This is a genomic window from Ruegeria atlantica (assembly GCF_001458195.1).
Lineage (GTDB): Bacteria > Pseudomonadota > Alphaproteobacteria > Rhodobacterales > Rhodobacteraceae > Ruegeria > Ruegeria atlantica.
This window is the reverse complement of record NZ_CYPU01000015.1, coordinates 1-14751: the sequence shown is the minus strand read 5'-3', so window position 1 is coordinate 14751 and position 14751 is coordinate 1. Positions and strand designations below refer to the sequence as shown.

At 54.8% G+C, this 14751-nt stretch carries 13 protein-coding genes; 1 reads left to right on the top strand and 12 read right to left on the bottom strand.

Annotated elements, in window-relative coordinates; all coding sequences use genetic code 11:
* Window positions 1-223: transposase (locus tag RUA4292_RS04135; RefSeq protein ID WP_145974859.1), on the top strand; the 223-nt coding region annotated here is incomplete at its 5' end.
* A 444-nt stretch (window positions 224-667) separates the two neighbouring features.
* Here the strand turns inward: RUA4292_RS04135 and RUA4292_RS04130 are convergent.
* The 12 genes from RUA4292_RS04130 to RUA4292_RS04075 all read right to left on the bottom strand — a co-directional run.
* Window positions 668-1369 carry an SDR family oxidoreductase gene (locus RUA4292_RS04130; RefSeq protein WP_145974858.1) on the bottom strand — a complete coding sequence of 234 codons (702 nt, stop codon included), beginning with the start codon at window positions 1367-1369 and terminating at the stop codon, window positions 668-670.
* 4 nt (window positions 1370-1373) lie between these two features.
* Window positions 1374-2213, bottom strand: a complete 840-nt coding sequence (locus RUA4292_RS04125) for an NAD-dependent epimerase/dehydratase family protein (RefSeq protein WP_058276447.1) — start codon at window positions 2211-2213, stop codon at window positions 1374-1376.
* Window positions 2210-3424 (bottom strand): pyridoxal phosphate-dependent aminotransferase, encoded by a 1215-nt coding sequence (locus RUA4292_RS04120; protein WP_058276446.1) that lies wholly within the window; start codon window positions 3422-3424, stop codon window positions 2210-2212. Before RUA4292_RS04120 ends, RUA4292_RS04125 begins: the two co-directional genes overlap by 4 nt.
* Window positions 3421-4194: an HpcH/HpaI aldolase family protein gene (locus tag RUA4292_RS04115; protein WP_058276445.1), complete on the bottom strand. Its 774-nt coding sequence runs from the start codon at window positions 4192-4194 to the stop codon at window positions 3421-3423. Before RUA4292_RS04115 ends, RUA4292_RS04120 begins: the two co-directional genes overlap by 4 nt.
* Window positions 4194-5405 (bottom strand): NAD(P)/FAD-dependent oxidoreductase, encoded by a 1212-nt coding sequence (locus RUA4292_RS04110; RefSeq protein ID WP_058276444.1) that lies wholly within the window; start codon window positions 5403-5405, stop codon window positions 4194-4196. The genes RUA4292_RS04115 and RUA4292_RS04110 overlap by 1 nt, the downstream gene beginning before the upstream one ends.
* Window positions 5402-7111 (bottom strand): hydantoinase B/oxoprolinase family protein, encoded by a 1710-nt coding sequence (locus RUA4292_RS04105; protein WP_058276443.1) that lies wholly within the window; start codon window positions 7109-7111, stop codon window positions 5402-5404. The genes RUA4292_RS04110 and RUA4292_RS04105 overlap by 4 nt, the downstream gene beginning before the upstream one ends.
* The gene (locus tag RUA4292_RS04100; protein WP_058276442.1) at window positions 7108-9195 is read right to left on the bottom strand and encodes a hydantoinase/oxoprolinase family protein; all 2088 of its coding nucleotides are present in this window, start codon (window positions 9193-9195) and stop codon (window positions 7108-7110) included. The genes RUA4292_RS04105 and RUA4292_RS04100 overlap by 4 nt, the downstream gene beginning before the upstream one ends.
* Before the next feature lie 100 nt (window positions 9196-9295).
* Entirely contained in the window at window positions 9296-10198 is a 903-nt protein-coding gene (locus RUA4292_RS04095; protein ID WP_058276449.1) for a LysR family transcriptional regulator, read from the bottom strand.
* A 293-nt stretch (window positions 10199-10491) separates the two neighbouring features.
* A complete protein-coding gene (locus RUA4292_RS04090; RefSeq protein ID WP_058276441.1) occupies window positions 10492-11178 on the bottom strand; it encodes a c-type cytochrome in 687 nt (228 codons plus the stop codon).
* 403 nt (window positions 11179-11581) lie between these two features.
* Entirely contained in the window at window positions 11582-12412 is an 831-nt protein-coding gene (locus RUA4292_RS04085; RefSeq protein WP_058276440.1) for a glutathione S-transferase family protein, read from the bottom strand.
* A gap of 167 nt (window positions 12413-12579) precedes the next feature.
* Window positions 12580-14343, bottom strand: a complete 1764-nt coding sequence (locus RUA4292_RS04080) for an adenylate/guanylate cyclase domain-containing protein (protein WP_058276439.1) — start codon at window positions 14341-14343, stop codon at window positions 12580-12582.
* Between the two features lie 186 nt (window positions 14344-14529).
* Window positions 14530-14751 (bottom strand): IS30 family transposase (locus RUA4292_RS04075; RefSeq protein WP_145974857.1); only part of this gene is annotated, 222 nt, incomplete at its 5' end.

The window sequence follows — 14751 nt, the reverse complement described above, 5'->3', positions numbered from 1 at the left end:
TGAAGCCCTTGTAGATATGGGAATAACGCCTTGCATCCCCGGGCGAAAGTCACGCGGCAAGGCCGTCAAATATGACAAACGCCGATACAAACGCCGCAATCGTATCGAGATCATGTTTGGCCGCTTGAAAGATTGGAGGCGCGTGGCAACCCGCCATGACAGATGCCCCAAGGTGTTCCTTTCGGCCATCGCTCTCGCCGCAACCGTAATTTTCTGGTTATGAGTCCTGAGCCTAAGCATGCAAGCGTAAAATCAGGAAGCATAAGCGTGCAATGAAAACAAAGAACAACACCACTGGAAGTGCCAGAACATGCCGTAAATATTGAAACTATACTAGGACATCCCAGATTTGACGGCTTTCGCGAGCATTGCATCTCGAAGACTTTTCGAAGATTCCCCATTACTCCGAAAGCGGATGTTGAGATGGCTCCGGTCAACCTCTGCTTTTTGCGGGCAAGATACGTTTCGCCGTCGCGAAGTATCCCGACTGTATTATGTCAGTTATGCGGACAGACGCTCATCAATGACTCAGAGAACGGCAGGAGCGAGCCCGTTCTTACCGAATGCTGCGAAGTGCATCGATAGCAGCAAAGCCTACTATGCAGACATTCAAAACTAACAAACGAGGGCCTAGCAGGTGTAGATACTGTCCTCCAAGAATCCGACCTCAAACGGACCTTGTTATGCCGCCGTCAACACGGATGTTCTGACCAGTGATATACGCTCCGCCTTCTGATGCAAGAAATGCCACAACGCTGGCGATCTCGCCAAGTGAATTGCCATACCGACCCATCGGGATCATGGAGCGGAACTCTTCTTTCTCTGGCAAGCTGTCTATAAAGCCCGGCAGGACGTTGTTCATCCGGATGTTTTCAGCCGCGTATTTGTCGGCGAAAAGCTTGGTAAAGGCGGCAAGGTCAGCGCGCATGACGCCAGAGGTCGGAAAGACCGGGTTTGGTTCAAACGCCGCAAATGTCGAGATGTTGATGATCGCGCCACCGCCCTGTTCTTGCATGATCGGTGTGACCAGACGCGACGGGCGCACGGCGTTAAGGAAGTAGACCTCCATGCCTTCGTGCCAATCTTCGTCCGTCAACTCTAAAACCGGCGCGCGAGGTCCGTGACCCGCCGAGTTGAAGAGCACGTCGATCCGGCCCCAATGGTTCATCGCTGCGTCGAAGAGTTTTTGGAGGTCTTTTTGAGACTTGTTCGTTCCGGTGACGCCAACGCCACCGAGCTCCTTCGCCAACGCCTCGCCCTTGCCGGACGACGACAAAATTCCGACCTTGAAACCATCCGCGGCCAAAGCTCGGGCAGAATCCGCGCCCATGCCAGAACCGCCGGCCGTGATCAAAGCTATTTTGTCCATGAGTTCAGTCCTTCCCCGTGTCATCTGCGTTCAAGTTCAGGTGGGCCATGCCACTGTTGCCTAATTCAACGGCGGCAAACGGGCCTCCGTGGTGTGTATTTGCCGGTTCGTGAGGATCGAGCGGCCCCTCTTCAGCGTAGATTTCCGCCGCAAATTGCTCGGCATTGTGCTTGGGCCGGTAACCCAAGTGTTGTGCCTTGGCGTTGTCGACCGGTGCGCGGTCGTTGTTAGAAACACCATAAACGACGCTAAACCCTGTGATCGGCGTGGTGATGGCGCGTTCGACCATGTGAATCATGTCATCATAGCTCAGCCATGTTCCCACAGCGCGCGAATTGGTCGGCTGTGCGCAGGACAGGATGCGCATGCACACGGATTCCAGTCCGCGCTTATCCCAGTAGAGGCTTGCAAGGTCCTCGGCAAAACACTTGGCAAGCCCATAGAACGTGTCGGGCTTGTGCGGCGCGTCGACGCCAATGAAGTCCGTTTTCTTGTGCATGCCCACAGCGTGGATGGAGGAAGCATAGACAACACGCCGCAGCTTGTTGCGGTAGGCTGCTTCCCAGACAGTATAGGCACCATAAAAGTTCGGGCCCCAGAGTACTTCCATCGGGGCCTCATCCCCGACGGCACCGAAATGCACGACCATGTCGGCACCTTCCAACAACGCGACCATAGCATCGAGATCAGTGATATCGGCCTTCACATAGGTTTCGTTTGTACCAAGATTCGAAACGCTTTCAGCAATGTCGGAAGATACGAACTCTTCGCACATCTTCGACAAGGGCTCCCGTAGATAAGAACCAAGGCGACCAGCGGCGCCGGTGAGGACGATTTTCTTCATGGGTGTATTCCTTCAAGGTCGGCAACAGCAGCGGCGATGCGATCCATCGCCGTGCTCAAAACCTCTTCCGAGGCCGCAGTTGAGATGCGAAAGAACGGCGACAGGTCGTATGCGCTGCCCGGCACGGCGGCGACACGTGCCGCTTTCAAAAGATAGGCCGTGACGTCAGTGTCATCCGTGATGGTGTCGCCATCAGGGGTTTTTGCCCCGATTAGGTCGGCGCAGCCAATCAGGCCGTAGAATGCACCGCCCGGTGCCTCGAGCGTTAATCCCGGGATGTGCGCAACGCGCTCCACCACGAGGTCGCGACGTCGTTCGAATGCAGCGCAGAAGCGGCGGACATCCTCTTGCGGTCCATTCAGTGCCGCAGCGGCTGCCGCCTGCGCAATGGAGCAGGCTCCGGATGATATCTGACTTTGCACTTTCGTCATGGCCACGATCAAGTCTTTTGGCCCTGCGCCATAACCGATGCGCCAACCGGTCATGGCATAGGCTTTAGAGACGCCGTTGACCGTTAGCGTGCGGTTTTGGAGGTCCGGACAGAGTGCTACGAAGGATCGGAAGACACGGTCGTCAAAGAGAATGTGTTCATAGATTTCATCAGACAGGATCAAAACGCTCTCATGATCAGCAAGCACAGCCCCAAGAGCTTTGATTTCGTCATCCGAATAAACTGCGCCCGAGGGGTTCGAAGGCTGGTTCAGCAGAATCGACCGTGTCTTGGGCGTAATCGCCTTGGACTGTTGCTCAGGCATCAGGCGGAACCCTGCCTCCTGTGGGTAAATCAGCGGCACGGGCACTCCGCCCAAGATCGTTGTGATGTACTTGTACTGTCCAAAATATGGCGCGCACAGCAATACCTCACCGCCCGGCTCCAAGGTTGCCATGAAGGCGTTGAAAAGCACCTGCTTGGCACCGTTTGAGACAATGACCTCGTCTAGGGCAAAATCCAGATTGTTCTTGCGCCTCAGCTTATCCACGACCGCTTGCCGCATGGTCAGTGTCCCATTGGTGGGCGGGTACTTCGTTTCGCCGCGAAGGGTGGCTTGATGTGCTGCCTCCTTGATGTGACCAGGCGTGTCGAAATCCGGCTCACCCAGCCCGAGGTCAATGACGTCCTCGCCGCGCGCTTTGGCTTCTTTCGCCGCCTGGCTGACCCAAGCGGACGCTGACGGCTTGACCTGTGCTAAGCGGGACGCGGTAAAGCTCATGTCAGCGCGCCTTTGGTCTGTGCCAAAGCTGCATCTGCAGCCCGCGCCAAAAGCCCTGTATCTGTCGCGATGGCCACAAAGGTAAAGCCCTCGTTCAAGAGCTCTGCGGCAAAGCCAGGGTCTGTTACCAAAGTGCCAACCGGCATGCCCTTGGCGATCAGCTTTTGCGCGGCAGGTTTGATCAGCGCCCAGACCTTTGGGTCCAGAGGTTTGCCCAGCTTGCCAATGTCAGCAGCAATATCGGCAGGGCCGAAGAATATCCCACTTACACCGTCCACAGCACTGATGGCTTCTGCCTGTTCTACAGCGGCACGCGTTTCAAGCTGCAAGAGCACGGCGGTTTCTTCTTCAACGCGGGCAGTATAGTTGGAAATCCGGCCAAAGGCTGTTGCCCGAGTCGCCCCTGATACGCCGCGGATGCCACGTGGCGGGTAGCGCGTCGCGGCAACAGCCCTCTCGGCTTCCTCAACCGATTGGATCATCGGAAACAGCAGCCCCGGCGCGCCGAGGTCCAGCAAACGTTTGACCGCCACGGCGTCGTTCCATTCGACGCGAACCAAAGCCGTTGTTGAAGATGCGGCGAAGGCTTGAAGCTGACCAAGAACGCTGAAATAATCGTTGGCGCTGTGCTCCATGTCGATGAGCGCCCAGTCATAGCCTGCGGTGCTGACGACCTCTGCCGCGAAGTTGCTGCACAGGCTGATCCAAACGCCGATTTGCTTATCCCCCGAGGCGAGGGCGCGCGTGAACACGTTGGAAGCGAATTGCATCAGATCACTGCCTTCTCAATGATCGGACGCCCAGCCGGGATCCGCTCAAAGTTGAACGGGTTCATGTCGAGCGCGCGGTATTCACCGTAAGTCAGCCATTCCGCTGTGCCGCGCCCCATGGCAGGGGATTGCTGCAGCCCGTGGCCAGAGAAGCCATTGAGGAAGATAAAGTTCGACACCTCGGTGTGTGGCCCCATGATCGCGTTGTGGTCAAAGGTGTTCATCGCATAGTGCCCGCCCCATTCGGACTGTACTTTGATGGCCTCGAACTTGGGGATGCGAGTCGCGAGGATCGGCCAAACGTGGTTTTCCCACATGGAATGGTCCATGACGTAGTCGTCATAGTCGACGGCAGGGTCGTAGTCGGAATGGCCGCCGCATTGATACGTCCCGCCGCCATTTTCGCGCACATGCACACCCGACGGGTCGATTGTTAGCGGCAAGTCCTGATCAAGAGGCTGCTCGGCTTTGAAAATCCACGAGAAACGTTTGCGTGGTTCAACCGGCACCTCGATCCCTGCCATCCTCGCTGTGCGATCAGCGCGCGGACCGGACGCGTTCACGACTTGACCGCAAGATATAACCTCGCCCGAGGCGAGTGTTATGCTTTCCACTTTGGTGCCCGAGGCATTGCGGGTCATGGCGACCACTTCGTTCTGGATCCACTCAACCCCGCGTTCGCGGCTTTGCCTGCGCCACCAGTCGTTGACCGCCGCCCCGTCCCAGTACCCTTCGTCCACAAGGTTGATCGACCCAAGCACGATGTCATCGACATTGTAGAACGGATAAGCCGCCTCGATCTCGTCTGGCGTCATCAACTGGGTTGCGGCACCGGCCGCCAGTTGCACTTGTTGGCTTTCACGCAGCACATCAGCGAAGCCTTCATTGTCCGCAAAATACATGTAGCCAAACGATCGAATGCCAAGTTCCGGCACGCGTTCGTCACCGCCCATATAGCTGCGAAGGTTTTTAACGAAGTCAGCCGCAAACTGACTGATCCGAACGTTGAGCTCGGTCGAGAACTGCTGCCGCATGCAGGAATTCGTGTGGGTGGTGGAACACGCTTCAAAGGTCATGTCCCGCTCAACCACGAGGACCGAGCCGTCGAAATCCTTGTTTTCGGACAAGAACCAAGCGGTGGAGGCACCCATGATAGCGCCGCCAATGATGACAATATCGTAGCTCTTTTGCGTTGGGCTTTGGTTGTTCATAGGTTCTCTCCCTTTGCCACGGCTGCTTGAACCGCTGCGATGTCGCCTTTCGACAAACCGTAGTCTTGTTGCGCTGTCTCGGGCGAAATGTATCCGCGCGCCAGATCGCGTTTAACAAGGTCATTGGACCGCTCAGATGGATCGCCGTAGCCAGCTCCGCCTGGGAAAGCCATGATCACCCGTTCTCCATGCGTTACGAATTGTTTGCCTTTGACATGCATTACCGCACCGTCACTGCGTTCAATTGTTGTGTTCGCACCGTTATGACCGCCGCGCCGACCTCGTGCAGGATAGGTCCCGCGGTCGAACATTGCCTGAATGTCAAACTCGTGGCCCTCTTGCGCGCCGACCTCCATGTATTGCCCAAGACCACCGCGTGTCTTTCCCGCGCCGCCACTGTCAGGACGCAGCTCTTTGCGCCAGATAATGACGGGGCCTGCGTGTTCCGTGGCCTCAATGGGCATAGTCATAACTCCTGAAGGAAAGGCGGTTGCGTTCATCCCATCATGTTCAGGCCGCGCGCCGGAGCCGCCAGAGTTGAATGTCAGAACCTCTGATCGCCGCGCATCTGAGGGTGCGGGCGCATCGCTCCGGGGGCGTAGGCTGACTTGAAAGTTGCACAAGCACCCTGCGCCTTCAGCGGGCACGAGGCCCGGCACGATCTTGTCGAAGGCGTCATAGACCGCGTCTGGCACGAAATGCCCCACGATGTGGCGCAGGGCGACCGGTGCGGGGTGCAGCGCGTTGACGATGGAGTTTTCCGGCGCTGTGATTTCGAACGGGGCAAGCGAGGCAGCGTTGTTCGGGATCTCGGGCGCAATGGCGACTTTGAGCGCATAACAGGCATAGGCCTTGGTGTAGACCAGCGGGCAGTTGATGCCTTTTTTGTCGAGACCAGATGTACCGGTGAAATCGGTCACGATCCGGTCCCCTTCGACGCTGACTTTGACCTTCAGCGTGATCGGCACGTCGAACCCGTCCATCGTCATTTCGCCTATGGCTGAGGTTTGCGGCAAAGCTGCTATCGCATCGAGCGTCGCGCGACGGGAGTTTTCGAGGATGAAGCTTGCAATGCCGTCCAGATGGTGCAGATCAAACTCTTCCATCATGTCGATCAGGCGACGGTGGCCGATCTCGTTACAGGTAGCGAGCGCGTAGATGTCGCCGATCAACTGATCGGGCTCGCGGACATTGCCCCGGATGATCCGCACCAATGTCTCATCAACTTCACCTTTGTCCGCGAACTTCATGATCGGAATATAGAGACCTTCCTCATAGACGCTTTGCGCATCAGCGCCAAAGCCACGCCCGCCGATGTCTACAATATGCGCCGTGCAGGCGAAGAATCCGACAAGTGAACCCTTGTGGAACGACGGCGTGACCATCGTGATGTCATGCAGGTGTCCTGTGCCCTCCCACGGGTCATTGGTGATATAAACATCGCCCTCAATCATATTCTGCCGCCCGATCCGGCGAATGAAATGCGCAACCGCATCCGCCATAGCGTTCACATGGCCGGGTGTGCCGGTCACCGCTTGGGCGAGCATATTGCCATGGGTGTCATAGACCCCTGCGGAAAGGTCTCCAGCCTCGCGAACCGATGTCGAAAATGCCGTCCGAACGAGTGCCTGCGCCTGCTCCTCAACGACAGAGATTAGGCGGTTCCACATCACCTGATAGGAGACTTTGGAGTGGTCCTGGCTCATTGTGCTACTCCTTTCGTCACCACGTCGATACAACCGTCCGGTTGGCGAATGGCATCCCGGCTCGCAGGGACAATGATCGTCGTTTCCGCTTCGGTCACTGCGGCAGGGCCACTAGCCCTTTCGCCCGTTTCCATGGAATTTCGGTCAATGACCTGCGCATCGAGATACGAAGTGCTCGCCGCGTCAAAAAGCTGCCGTGTCCCGTTCAATGCCACGAGCGCGCTTCCACCGGTTTCGGAAATTTGGGACACCTCCTCAGGCGGCGTTGTGGCATTCACGGACCAGACGGTGATCTCGATATCCATCCCTGCGACCGGACGACCGAAAAGTTTCGTGTAGTCTTCTTCGAACCGCCCCTCAAACACGGCGGCATCCGGATTCATCGCCTGTTCTTCCGTCAGATCGATGGGGATTTCCCATCCCTGACCCGTGTAGCGCATATACACTTTGAACTCTGACAAGATAGGGCTGACCTCGTCGCAAGTACGCACGAACCCTGTCGCCTCGGCTTTGAGATCGGTGAGCAGGCTCTTGATCTTCTCACCATCAAAGTCGCTGAGCTTCATGTACACCGAGCGATTGGCCTCGAAGCTGAACGGCGCACGCAAAAAGCCGATAGCCGAGCCAACCCCAGCCCCGGGCGGCACCAATAGGCGCTCCACACCCAACTTCTCACAAAGACGACCCGCATGCAGCGGGGCTGCTCCGCCAAACGCGATCATCGTGTATTCGCTCAGGTCCTCACCATTCTCTACCGCATGCACGCGCGCGGCATTGGCCATGTTCTCATCAACAACTTCAGCTACGCCAAAGGCAGCCTCAACCGCGTCCATCTCCAGCGTGTCGCCCACATGAGCGGCAAGGGCCGTTTTGGAATTGTCGGGATGCAACTGGATCGAACCACCGGCAAAATTGTTTGGGTCCAGCTTGCCGAGCACCAGATCGGCGTCGGTCACTCCCGGACGCTGCCCGCCTCGTCCATAGCAAGCAGGCCCCGGCTCCGATCCGGCGCTTTCCGGGCCGACGCGGATCTGCCGCATGCCATCCACATGGGCCAATGATCCACCACCAGCCCCGATTTCTACCATGTCGATCACCGGAATCGAGATCGGCATACCCGACCCCTTCTTGAAGCGATAAGTTCGGGCCACCTCGAACACACGACTGGTTTTGGGGGTCTGGTTCTTGATCAGGCAAATCTTGGCCGTCGTACCGCCCATGTCGAAGGATAGGACTTTATCGAGGCCGTAGCGCGCCGCGATATGGGCCGCGAAAACTGCGCCCCCCGCAGGACCACTTTCCACTAGTCGGACCGGGAAATCGGCGGCATTCTGGATCGAGATGATCCCGCCTCCTGAATGCATCAGGAAGATTCGGCATCTCACACCCTCGCCGCTCAGGCGGTCTTCTAGCCGCCCAAGATACGAGGCCATCAAAGGCATGATATAGGCATTTGCGACAACGGTATTGAACCGCTCATATTCCCGCATTTGGGGCGATACTTCCGAAGAAATCGACACAGAAACATCGGGTAGTTTTTCGGCCAGCACCTCGCGTACCAATTCCTCATGGACGGGGTTAAGGTACGAATGGATCAGCCCCACGGCGACGCTTTCAAACCCCGCTCCCGCGATCCGGTCCACCACTGCCTCAACATCCGCGCGATCAAGATCGACGAGGATTTCACCCTTCGCGTTCACCCGACCCGGAACCGTGAACCGCATCTGCCGGGGTAGCAGCGGGTCGGGTAAACTCAGGTTCAGGTCATATTGCTCAAACCGGCTTTCTGTCCGCATTTCGATCACATCGCGAAATCCTTCGGTTGTAATCAATGCGGTTTTTGCCCCACGCCGCTCAATCAGGGCATTGGTCGCAAGAGTCGTGCCGTGAATGATCTGTTCGATCTCGGATGGTTCAACACCTGCCTTTGCGCAAACCTGATGCATGCCGTCGATAATGGCGTTTTCCGGTGCGGCATAGGTCGTCAGGACCTTTGTGGAGTGCTGTTCACCGCCCTTTTCGAGGACGACATCCGTGAAGGTGCCGCCAATGTCGACGCCCATGCGAATAGATTCGGCCTTCATTATGATCTCCACTGCAACACTTGAATTCAGGGCAGTAGGTCCTGCGAGAGAGCAGAAATCAAATCAATAGATTTTCTATACCTGATAAATTTGAGTTATCTTACTTTTCCGCTGGCCGAACGGATGCAGCAATCTCACAAGCCTTGGCAACGAAGCGCGGTGCACGATCCGCGTTGAAACGGGCAAAAAACGAAAGCGGTGGCGCAATCCAATCCGACTTGACCGATTGCAAACGTCCGTCTTTCATCTCTTCGGAGACCAGCGACCGGGGCAGTAACGCAACCCCCAAGCCTTCATTGACCATTGGAAGACACGCGGACAGAGCGCTTGAGTGAATGATCTTGCCCGCGTCATAGCCACCCGTCGCAGCCAGCTCGTGCAGCGCACGTGCCGCGCTCGTATGACGGGCATGGGTCAAGACGGCCTTGTCAAAGAAACGCGCGACCGATGCCCCGCCGGCTAGCTCGTTCGCAAGGTCTGTGTTGGCGACCCAAACATAAGGTTCCTCGGCCAACGCCTGTTCGCCGGTGGCTTGAAATGCAAACGGACCGTTCTGCAGCGCCAGATCGATCCGTCCTTCGCGCAAGCGCTCCTCAATCTGAAGGGATAGATCGACCTCCAGCTCGACGCGCAGGCTTGGGTACTCCTGTCGCAAAAGCCGCAGGAACGTTTGCAGCCATGTGCAAGCGACAAGTTCTGTGACACCAAGCCGAAGGCGTTCTTCGATCAACTCTTGCCGTCCCGCTGCTTCCAGCAGGGCTTCTCCGGCGCGAAGAATGTCTCGTGTTAGAACGAGGAGCTCCCGACCCTTCTCGGTCAGGCGTACGGAACCTGCATCTCGATAAAGAAGCGCAACATCCAAAGCCATTTCCAGAGCAGAAATCCGGGATGAGATATTAGGCTGCGTTGTTCCGAGAGCAGTCGCGGCGGCTCGGAAGGTGCCAGTGTCCACGACAAAGACAAAAGCTTCGAGTTGCTTTAAAGTGATCTGACTTTTTATCATTACGGCCTGCAGGATCATTTTTCATGATCATGCATGACATTTCGCCGTAAGCAACTGGCATGAAATGCCACACCTGCCATATAGTGACTACCGTCGCGATGGGCCAACAGCAGACGTTAAGAATTACGAACGAGAGGTCGGCTTTGTCCCGCACAGCAGACATTGGGCGGACTCCTCTGAATGTCTACTTTGAGCCCAATGCGGAAACGAATATAACTCGCTCAGTGGCCCCACAAGCCAAATACAAAGCTGAGTTCGGGCTTGCTATTACTGGAAACTTCTCATGTCAAAAACTAAGGATCAGATAGAGGCGGGATGGTGCGTAGATACATCACGATAGCCTCAAGGTCTTCGGGCGACATCGTTGCATAGTAGGCGTAGCCCATCGGCGGTTGCATTCGTGCCCCGCCTGGGCGATTACCCGAAACGATCATGGTTTTCAGCTCTTCATCCGTATATCCGACAAGCCCGTCTTCGTGGCTCGTGATATTGGGAGCGACGGATACCCCCCACGGTCCATGAAACTCGAACCCTCCTGCACCAAGATGAGTTTCGAACATAGGACCCTTGGGTCCAAATGTAGTATGACATTCCGTACAATGTGCAACTGGTCCGGCGAGGTATTCACCGTATTCGACAGTCGCGCCTTGAGGTGGCGCCGAAACAGTATCAATCGGCGGACCGTAGTCCGGAGGAAGTGGAAAGCCATACGTTGAAACAGGCGTCTCGTTGCCACTCGCAGGCATTGTTCTGAGAAACATTACCATCGACATAACGTCGTCATCACTCAGACCGCGATATAAGCCGATCGGCATAGGCGGTCCTATGACCGTACCATCCGGACGAATACCTTCGCGTATCGCTCGGGTAAGCTCTTCGTCACTCCAATCCGCAACCCGGCTACCGGGTGTTATGTTGACAGCCCAGGCCTCCATCATGTCGTTCTTTTCAACCATCATACCGCCCAGCTCGTTGGACATATCAGGCCCGTTTGGTCCTTGTGGTGTATGGCAATTTCCGCACGCCGCAGGACCTCGGACGAGATATTCACCACGTTCCAAACTTGGTTCGGCCATGGCTGCAAACGGAAAAGAAATAGCTGAAATAGCTATGATTAGTTTTTGCATATTTTCCCCCCCAACGTTGGGTGTGAACCGGTCAACAATAAAATACTCGTTTAAAGTCCCAACAAATTGAGATCATACATTACTTTGAGAAAATCCAAAAACTTTGTCGCTCCACGTTCGCTTCATTAACGAAACTTCCGTTTGATCTGCAGGCAAAAAGTGATTTGTAGAGTTCTTCCCAACCTCCTCAAGCCGATTGCATAGGGCGAGCGTTCACCCATGATGAATCCCATCATGAGGTTGGACTTAGGTAAGCCTAATTTGTGGGGGCTGGTCCTTGTCCCGCATTGGCGACAACCAAACCAAGTTCTTCGTCTGAAACCGATCCAGAGTACTTGTCCCGCGGAGGCATAGGTCTGGTTTTCCAATGTGGTTCAAACGTGAAGCTGGACATATTTCGACCGTCCACCAATGCACCGTTCCCAGCGCCCAGTGCGTAATCATAATATAGTTTGAGAATCTCTTCTTCCGTCACCTGTTCAGTCGCTGCGTGTTTCAAACAGGCAGCCCTCCATTTTTTGACACGGGCATAATCGTCGCCAATCGGCAATTCGAAATCCTCATAGTAGTCAAGAAACCAAAAACGCTTGAATACCGGCGTAAAAACCGCCTCTGCTAATCCAAAATCATCAAACAAGAATACTCCGTCCGAATTGTGGGCAAGCAGGAAGTCGTTGAGATCGCGGTACAGTGCAAGCAGTTTTTCGTTGTGCACATCTTTCTGCCCTTGGTCCTGGTTCATGACATAGACATAGCCTGCCATCGTGAATGGACCCTCCTTGGCAATCAACATAGACTCTACTGCGTGTTCGCCAGGGTCAGAGCGCCGCAGTTTTGGCCCCTCAAGTACTTCGTCAAGGTAACGAAGAATAACCAGACTTTCCTTTACAATCTGACCTTCTGCGGTTTCGAGAACTGGAAGCGCGGTTGTTCCTCGTGTTTTTCTTAGAAGCTCTGGATCGCGAGGTTTCGTGATGTCCACGACGCGGAATTCAACTGCATCTTGCAGACCTCGAAGTGCCAACAGAATCTCAAGACGCTGAGAAAAGGGGCATACAGGGATATGATAGACGGTATGCTTTGCCATGTTGATTAATCCAGTGGAGAGCCAATGAAGGTCACGTCGTGTTGCTGCCACTTTAGGCTAAGGATTGTTTGCCACAAAGAAAAAGTCTGCAATGTCTTCAAAGTGGACTTCTGACACGATTTGGAAAATGTTCGCATCGAGCCTCGAACGAGCTTCTTTACGTCTCTTTAATCCGGCAATCCTGCGGCTTTCAGGCCCGCCACAATCTTTAGTCTGTGCTCTTCCTTTGCGTAGGGCAATTGGGAATTAAGTGTGGATACCGTAGCTACAGGGATCAATTCGAGAAGTCTCGAACCGGCTTCCTCTGCTTCTTGTAATTTGCCCTGCGCCGTTTTTACCGCCGACAAAAATATATAGTTCATAGGAAACTGAGGCGCGTTTCGTATTGCTGCCTGCAAATATTCGATAGCTTCTTCATAGCGGTCAAGCTGCAACATTAGGTGACCATAATTCAGAAGGTAAATAGGTGGGGTATGTGGTTCTAGCCGCATAGCCCGGTCCATTGGCGCAATTGCCAACTCCGGTGTTCCCGCGTAGATAAGTGAAGATGCCTGCCACAGGTGTCCATCAGAGGAATTAGGGTCCAGTGATAAGGCTGTTGAATGCTCAGAAAGAGCTCTTTCGAACCCTTCGCCCCACATATGCATCCAACCCAGAAAAGCATGAGCGGCCGCTAGGTTAGGGTCGATTTTGGCGGCAAGCTCAGCCTCAGCCAACGCCTCTTCGAACGCATTCTGGTGACTGTTCCACTTGAAGAACCAAGCATGGAATTTTAGGTAGCTTCTAACGGCCATGGCGTAGGCAAAGTTTGGGTCGGCTTCTAAAGCTTTGGTGAACAGTACCTGCGCTTCGGCGTTGGCTTGCGGACCCGGTTCACGATAGCGCTGCCGGCCTTTGAGAAACCAGTCACGCGCTTCAGTATTACCTGTGTATTGGCTACCAAGACGCGTTTCCTCGCCTTCCCGTAATTGAACAGACAACGCGTCGACAATTTCCCGTGTAATCTCGTCTTGCAAATCAAAAACATCTTCTAGCGTTCCGTCCCTGCGATTGGCCCAAACGTGGCTTCCATTTCCGGTTTCAATTAGCTGCGCGTTCATACGAATTCGGTTGCCTACCCTGCGGATACTACCCTCTAGGACGTAATGCACGCCCAACTCTTTACCGACGAGTCGCAGATCTACTGCCTTGCCTTTGTAAACAAAAGAAGAGTTGCGGCCGATGACCAACAAGCCGGACAATTTTGAGAGGTCGGTGATTAAGTCCTCTGTCATGCCGTCTGCGAAGTACTCTTGCTCTGCATCGCCTGACATATTGTCAAACGGCAAAACCGCAATAGACGGAATTTCTGGCAAGCTTGGGGTTGAAATCAACCCTGAATCTGAGGTGGGCTTTTTAGTATTTGCGTCATCATTTGCCGAGTTCGTCCATTTCCAGATGCGGATTGGCTCTACAATGTTTTTAACCTGCTGAGCTCCTGCATCTTGAAAAGGCACATCCAAGCGGTGCTTGATCTGTTCATGGACTGAGGCCGAAATGCAAATCCCGCCAGGATCGGACAGCGTCTCCAATCTTGAGGCCACGTTTACTCCATCGCCATGAATGTCATCACCTTCCACCACAACGTCACCGATATTTATGCCGACGCGAAAAGTTATCTCCTGATCGCCCAAGGCTTCTCTGTTTCGTGAATGGATAGAACTTTGGATATCATAAGCGCATGAAACTGCGTCGACGGCGCTGGCAAACTCCGTCAATACTCCGTCGCCCATCCATTTGACTACTCGACCTTCGTGTTTTGCAACGGAGGGCTCTACAACATTTTCCCGAAGTTCACGCAATTTCTGCAATGTTCGTTCTTCATTGGTGCGGACAAGGCTTGAGTAACCAGCGACATCTGCCGCAAGTATTGCGGCCAGTCTTCGTTTCATAAACACACCCTCCAAAAGTTGGGAGACTAAACTCACTCAAAACTGAAATCCAGTTTTGAGTTACATCTAGCGCTCAACAAGACTGGCAGGGTGAAAGGGGCACGTAAGCTGGTTTCACGGTGGCTGCTTTGTCCGCAAAACAGACGTTGAGCAGATTTAGCTTAATGTCCGCGTTGAGCTGCCGTTTCAACCGATCGCCGCAACACATTCATGGAACGTCTCTGCTGGTGAGAAGTAATGCAACGTTTTTCTTGGCCGCTCGTTGAGTTCACGAGCAACTGCGTCGAGATGTTCCTGGCTGTGCACTGAGAGGTCGGTGCCCTTTGGGAAGTACTGGCGCAGGAGACGGTTGGTATTCTCGTTGGTGCCGCGTTGCCACGGGCTGTGCGGGTCGCAAAAGTAGATGTC

Excerpts from the sequence above, each read along its gene's own strand:
- RUA4292_RS04125 (WP_058276447.1), bottom strand. The coding sequence starts at position 2,213 with ATGAAGAAAATCGTCCTCACCGGCGCCGCTGGTCGCCTTGGTTCTTAT.
- RUA4292_RS04120 (WP_058276446.1), bottom strand. The coding sequence starts at position 3,424 with ATGAGCTTTACCGCGTCCCGCTTAGCACAGGTCAAGCCGTCAGCGTCC.
- RUA4292_RS04115 (WP_058276445.1), bottom strand. The coding sequence starts at position 4,194 with ATGCAATTCGCTTCCAACGTGTTCACGCGCGCCCTCGCCTCGGGGGAT.
- RUA4292_RS04090 (WP_058276441.1), bottom strand. The coding sequence starts at position 11,178 with ATGTCCAACGAGCTGGGCGGTATGATGGTTGAAAAGAACGACATGATG.
- RUA4292_RS04080 (WP_058276439.1), bottom strand. The coding sequence starts at position 14,343 with ATGAAACGAAGACTGGCCGCAATACTTGCGGCAGATGTCGCTGGTTAC.
- RUA4292_RS04130 (WP_145974858.1), bottom strand. The coding sequence starts at position 1,369 with ATGGACAAAATAGCTTTGATCACGGCCGGCGGTTCTGGCATGGGCGCG.
- RUA4292_RS04095 (WP_058276449.1), bottom strand. The coding sequence starts at position 10,198 with ATGATAAAAAGTCAGATCACTTTAAAGCAACTCGAAGCTTTTGTCTTT.
- RUA4292_RS04110 (WP_058276444.1), bottom strand. The coding sequence starts at position 5,405 with ATGAACAACCAAAGCCCAACGCAAAAGAGCTACGATATTGTCATCATT.
- RUA4292_RS04105 (WP_058276443.1), bottom strand. The coding sequence starts at position 7,111 with ATGAGCCAGGACCACTCCAAAGTCTCCTATCAGGTGATGTGGAACCGC.
- RUA4292_RS04100 (WP_058276442.1), bottom strand. The coding sequence starts at position 9,195 with ATGAAGGCCGAATCTATTCGCATGGGCGTCGACATTGGCGGCACCTTC.
- RUA4292_RS04085 (WP_058276440.1), bottom strand. The coding sequence starts at position 12,412 with ATGGCAAAGCATACCGTCTATCATATCCCTGTATGCCCCTTTTCTCAG.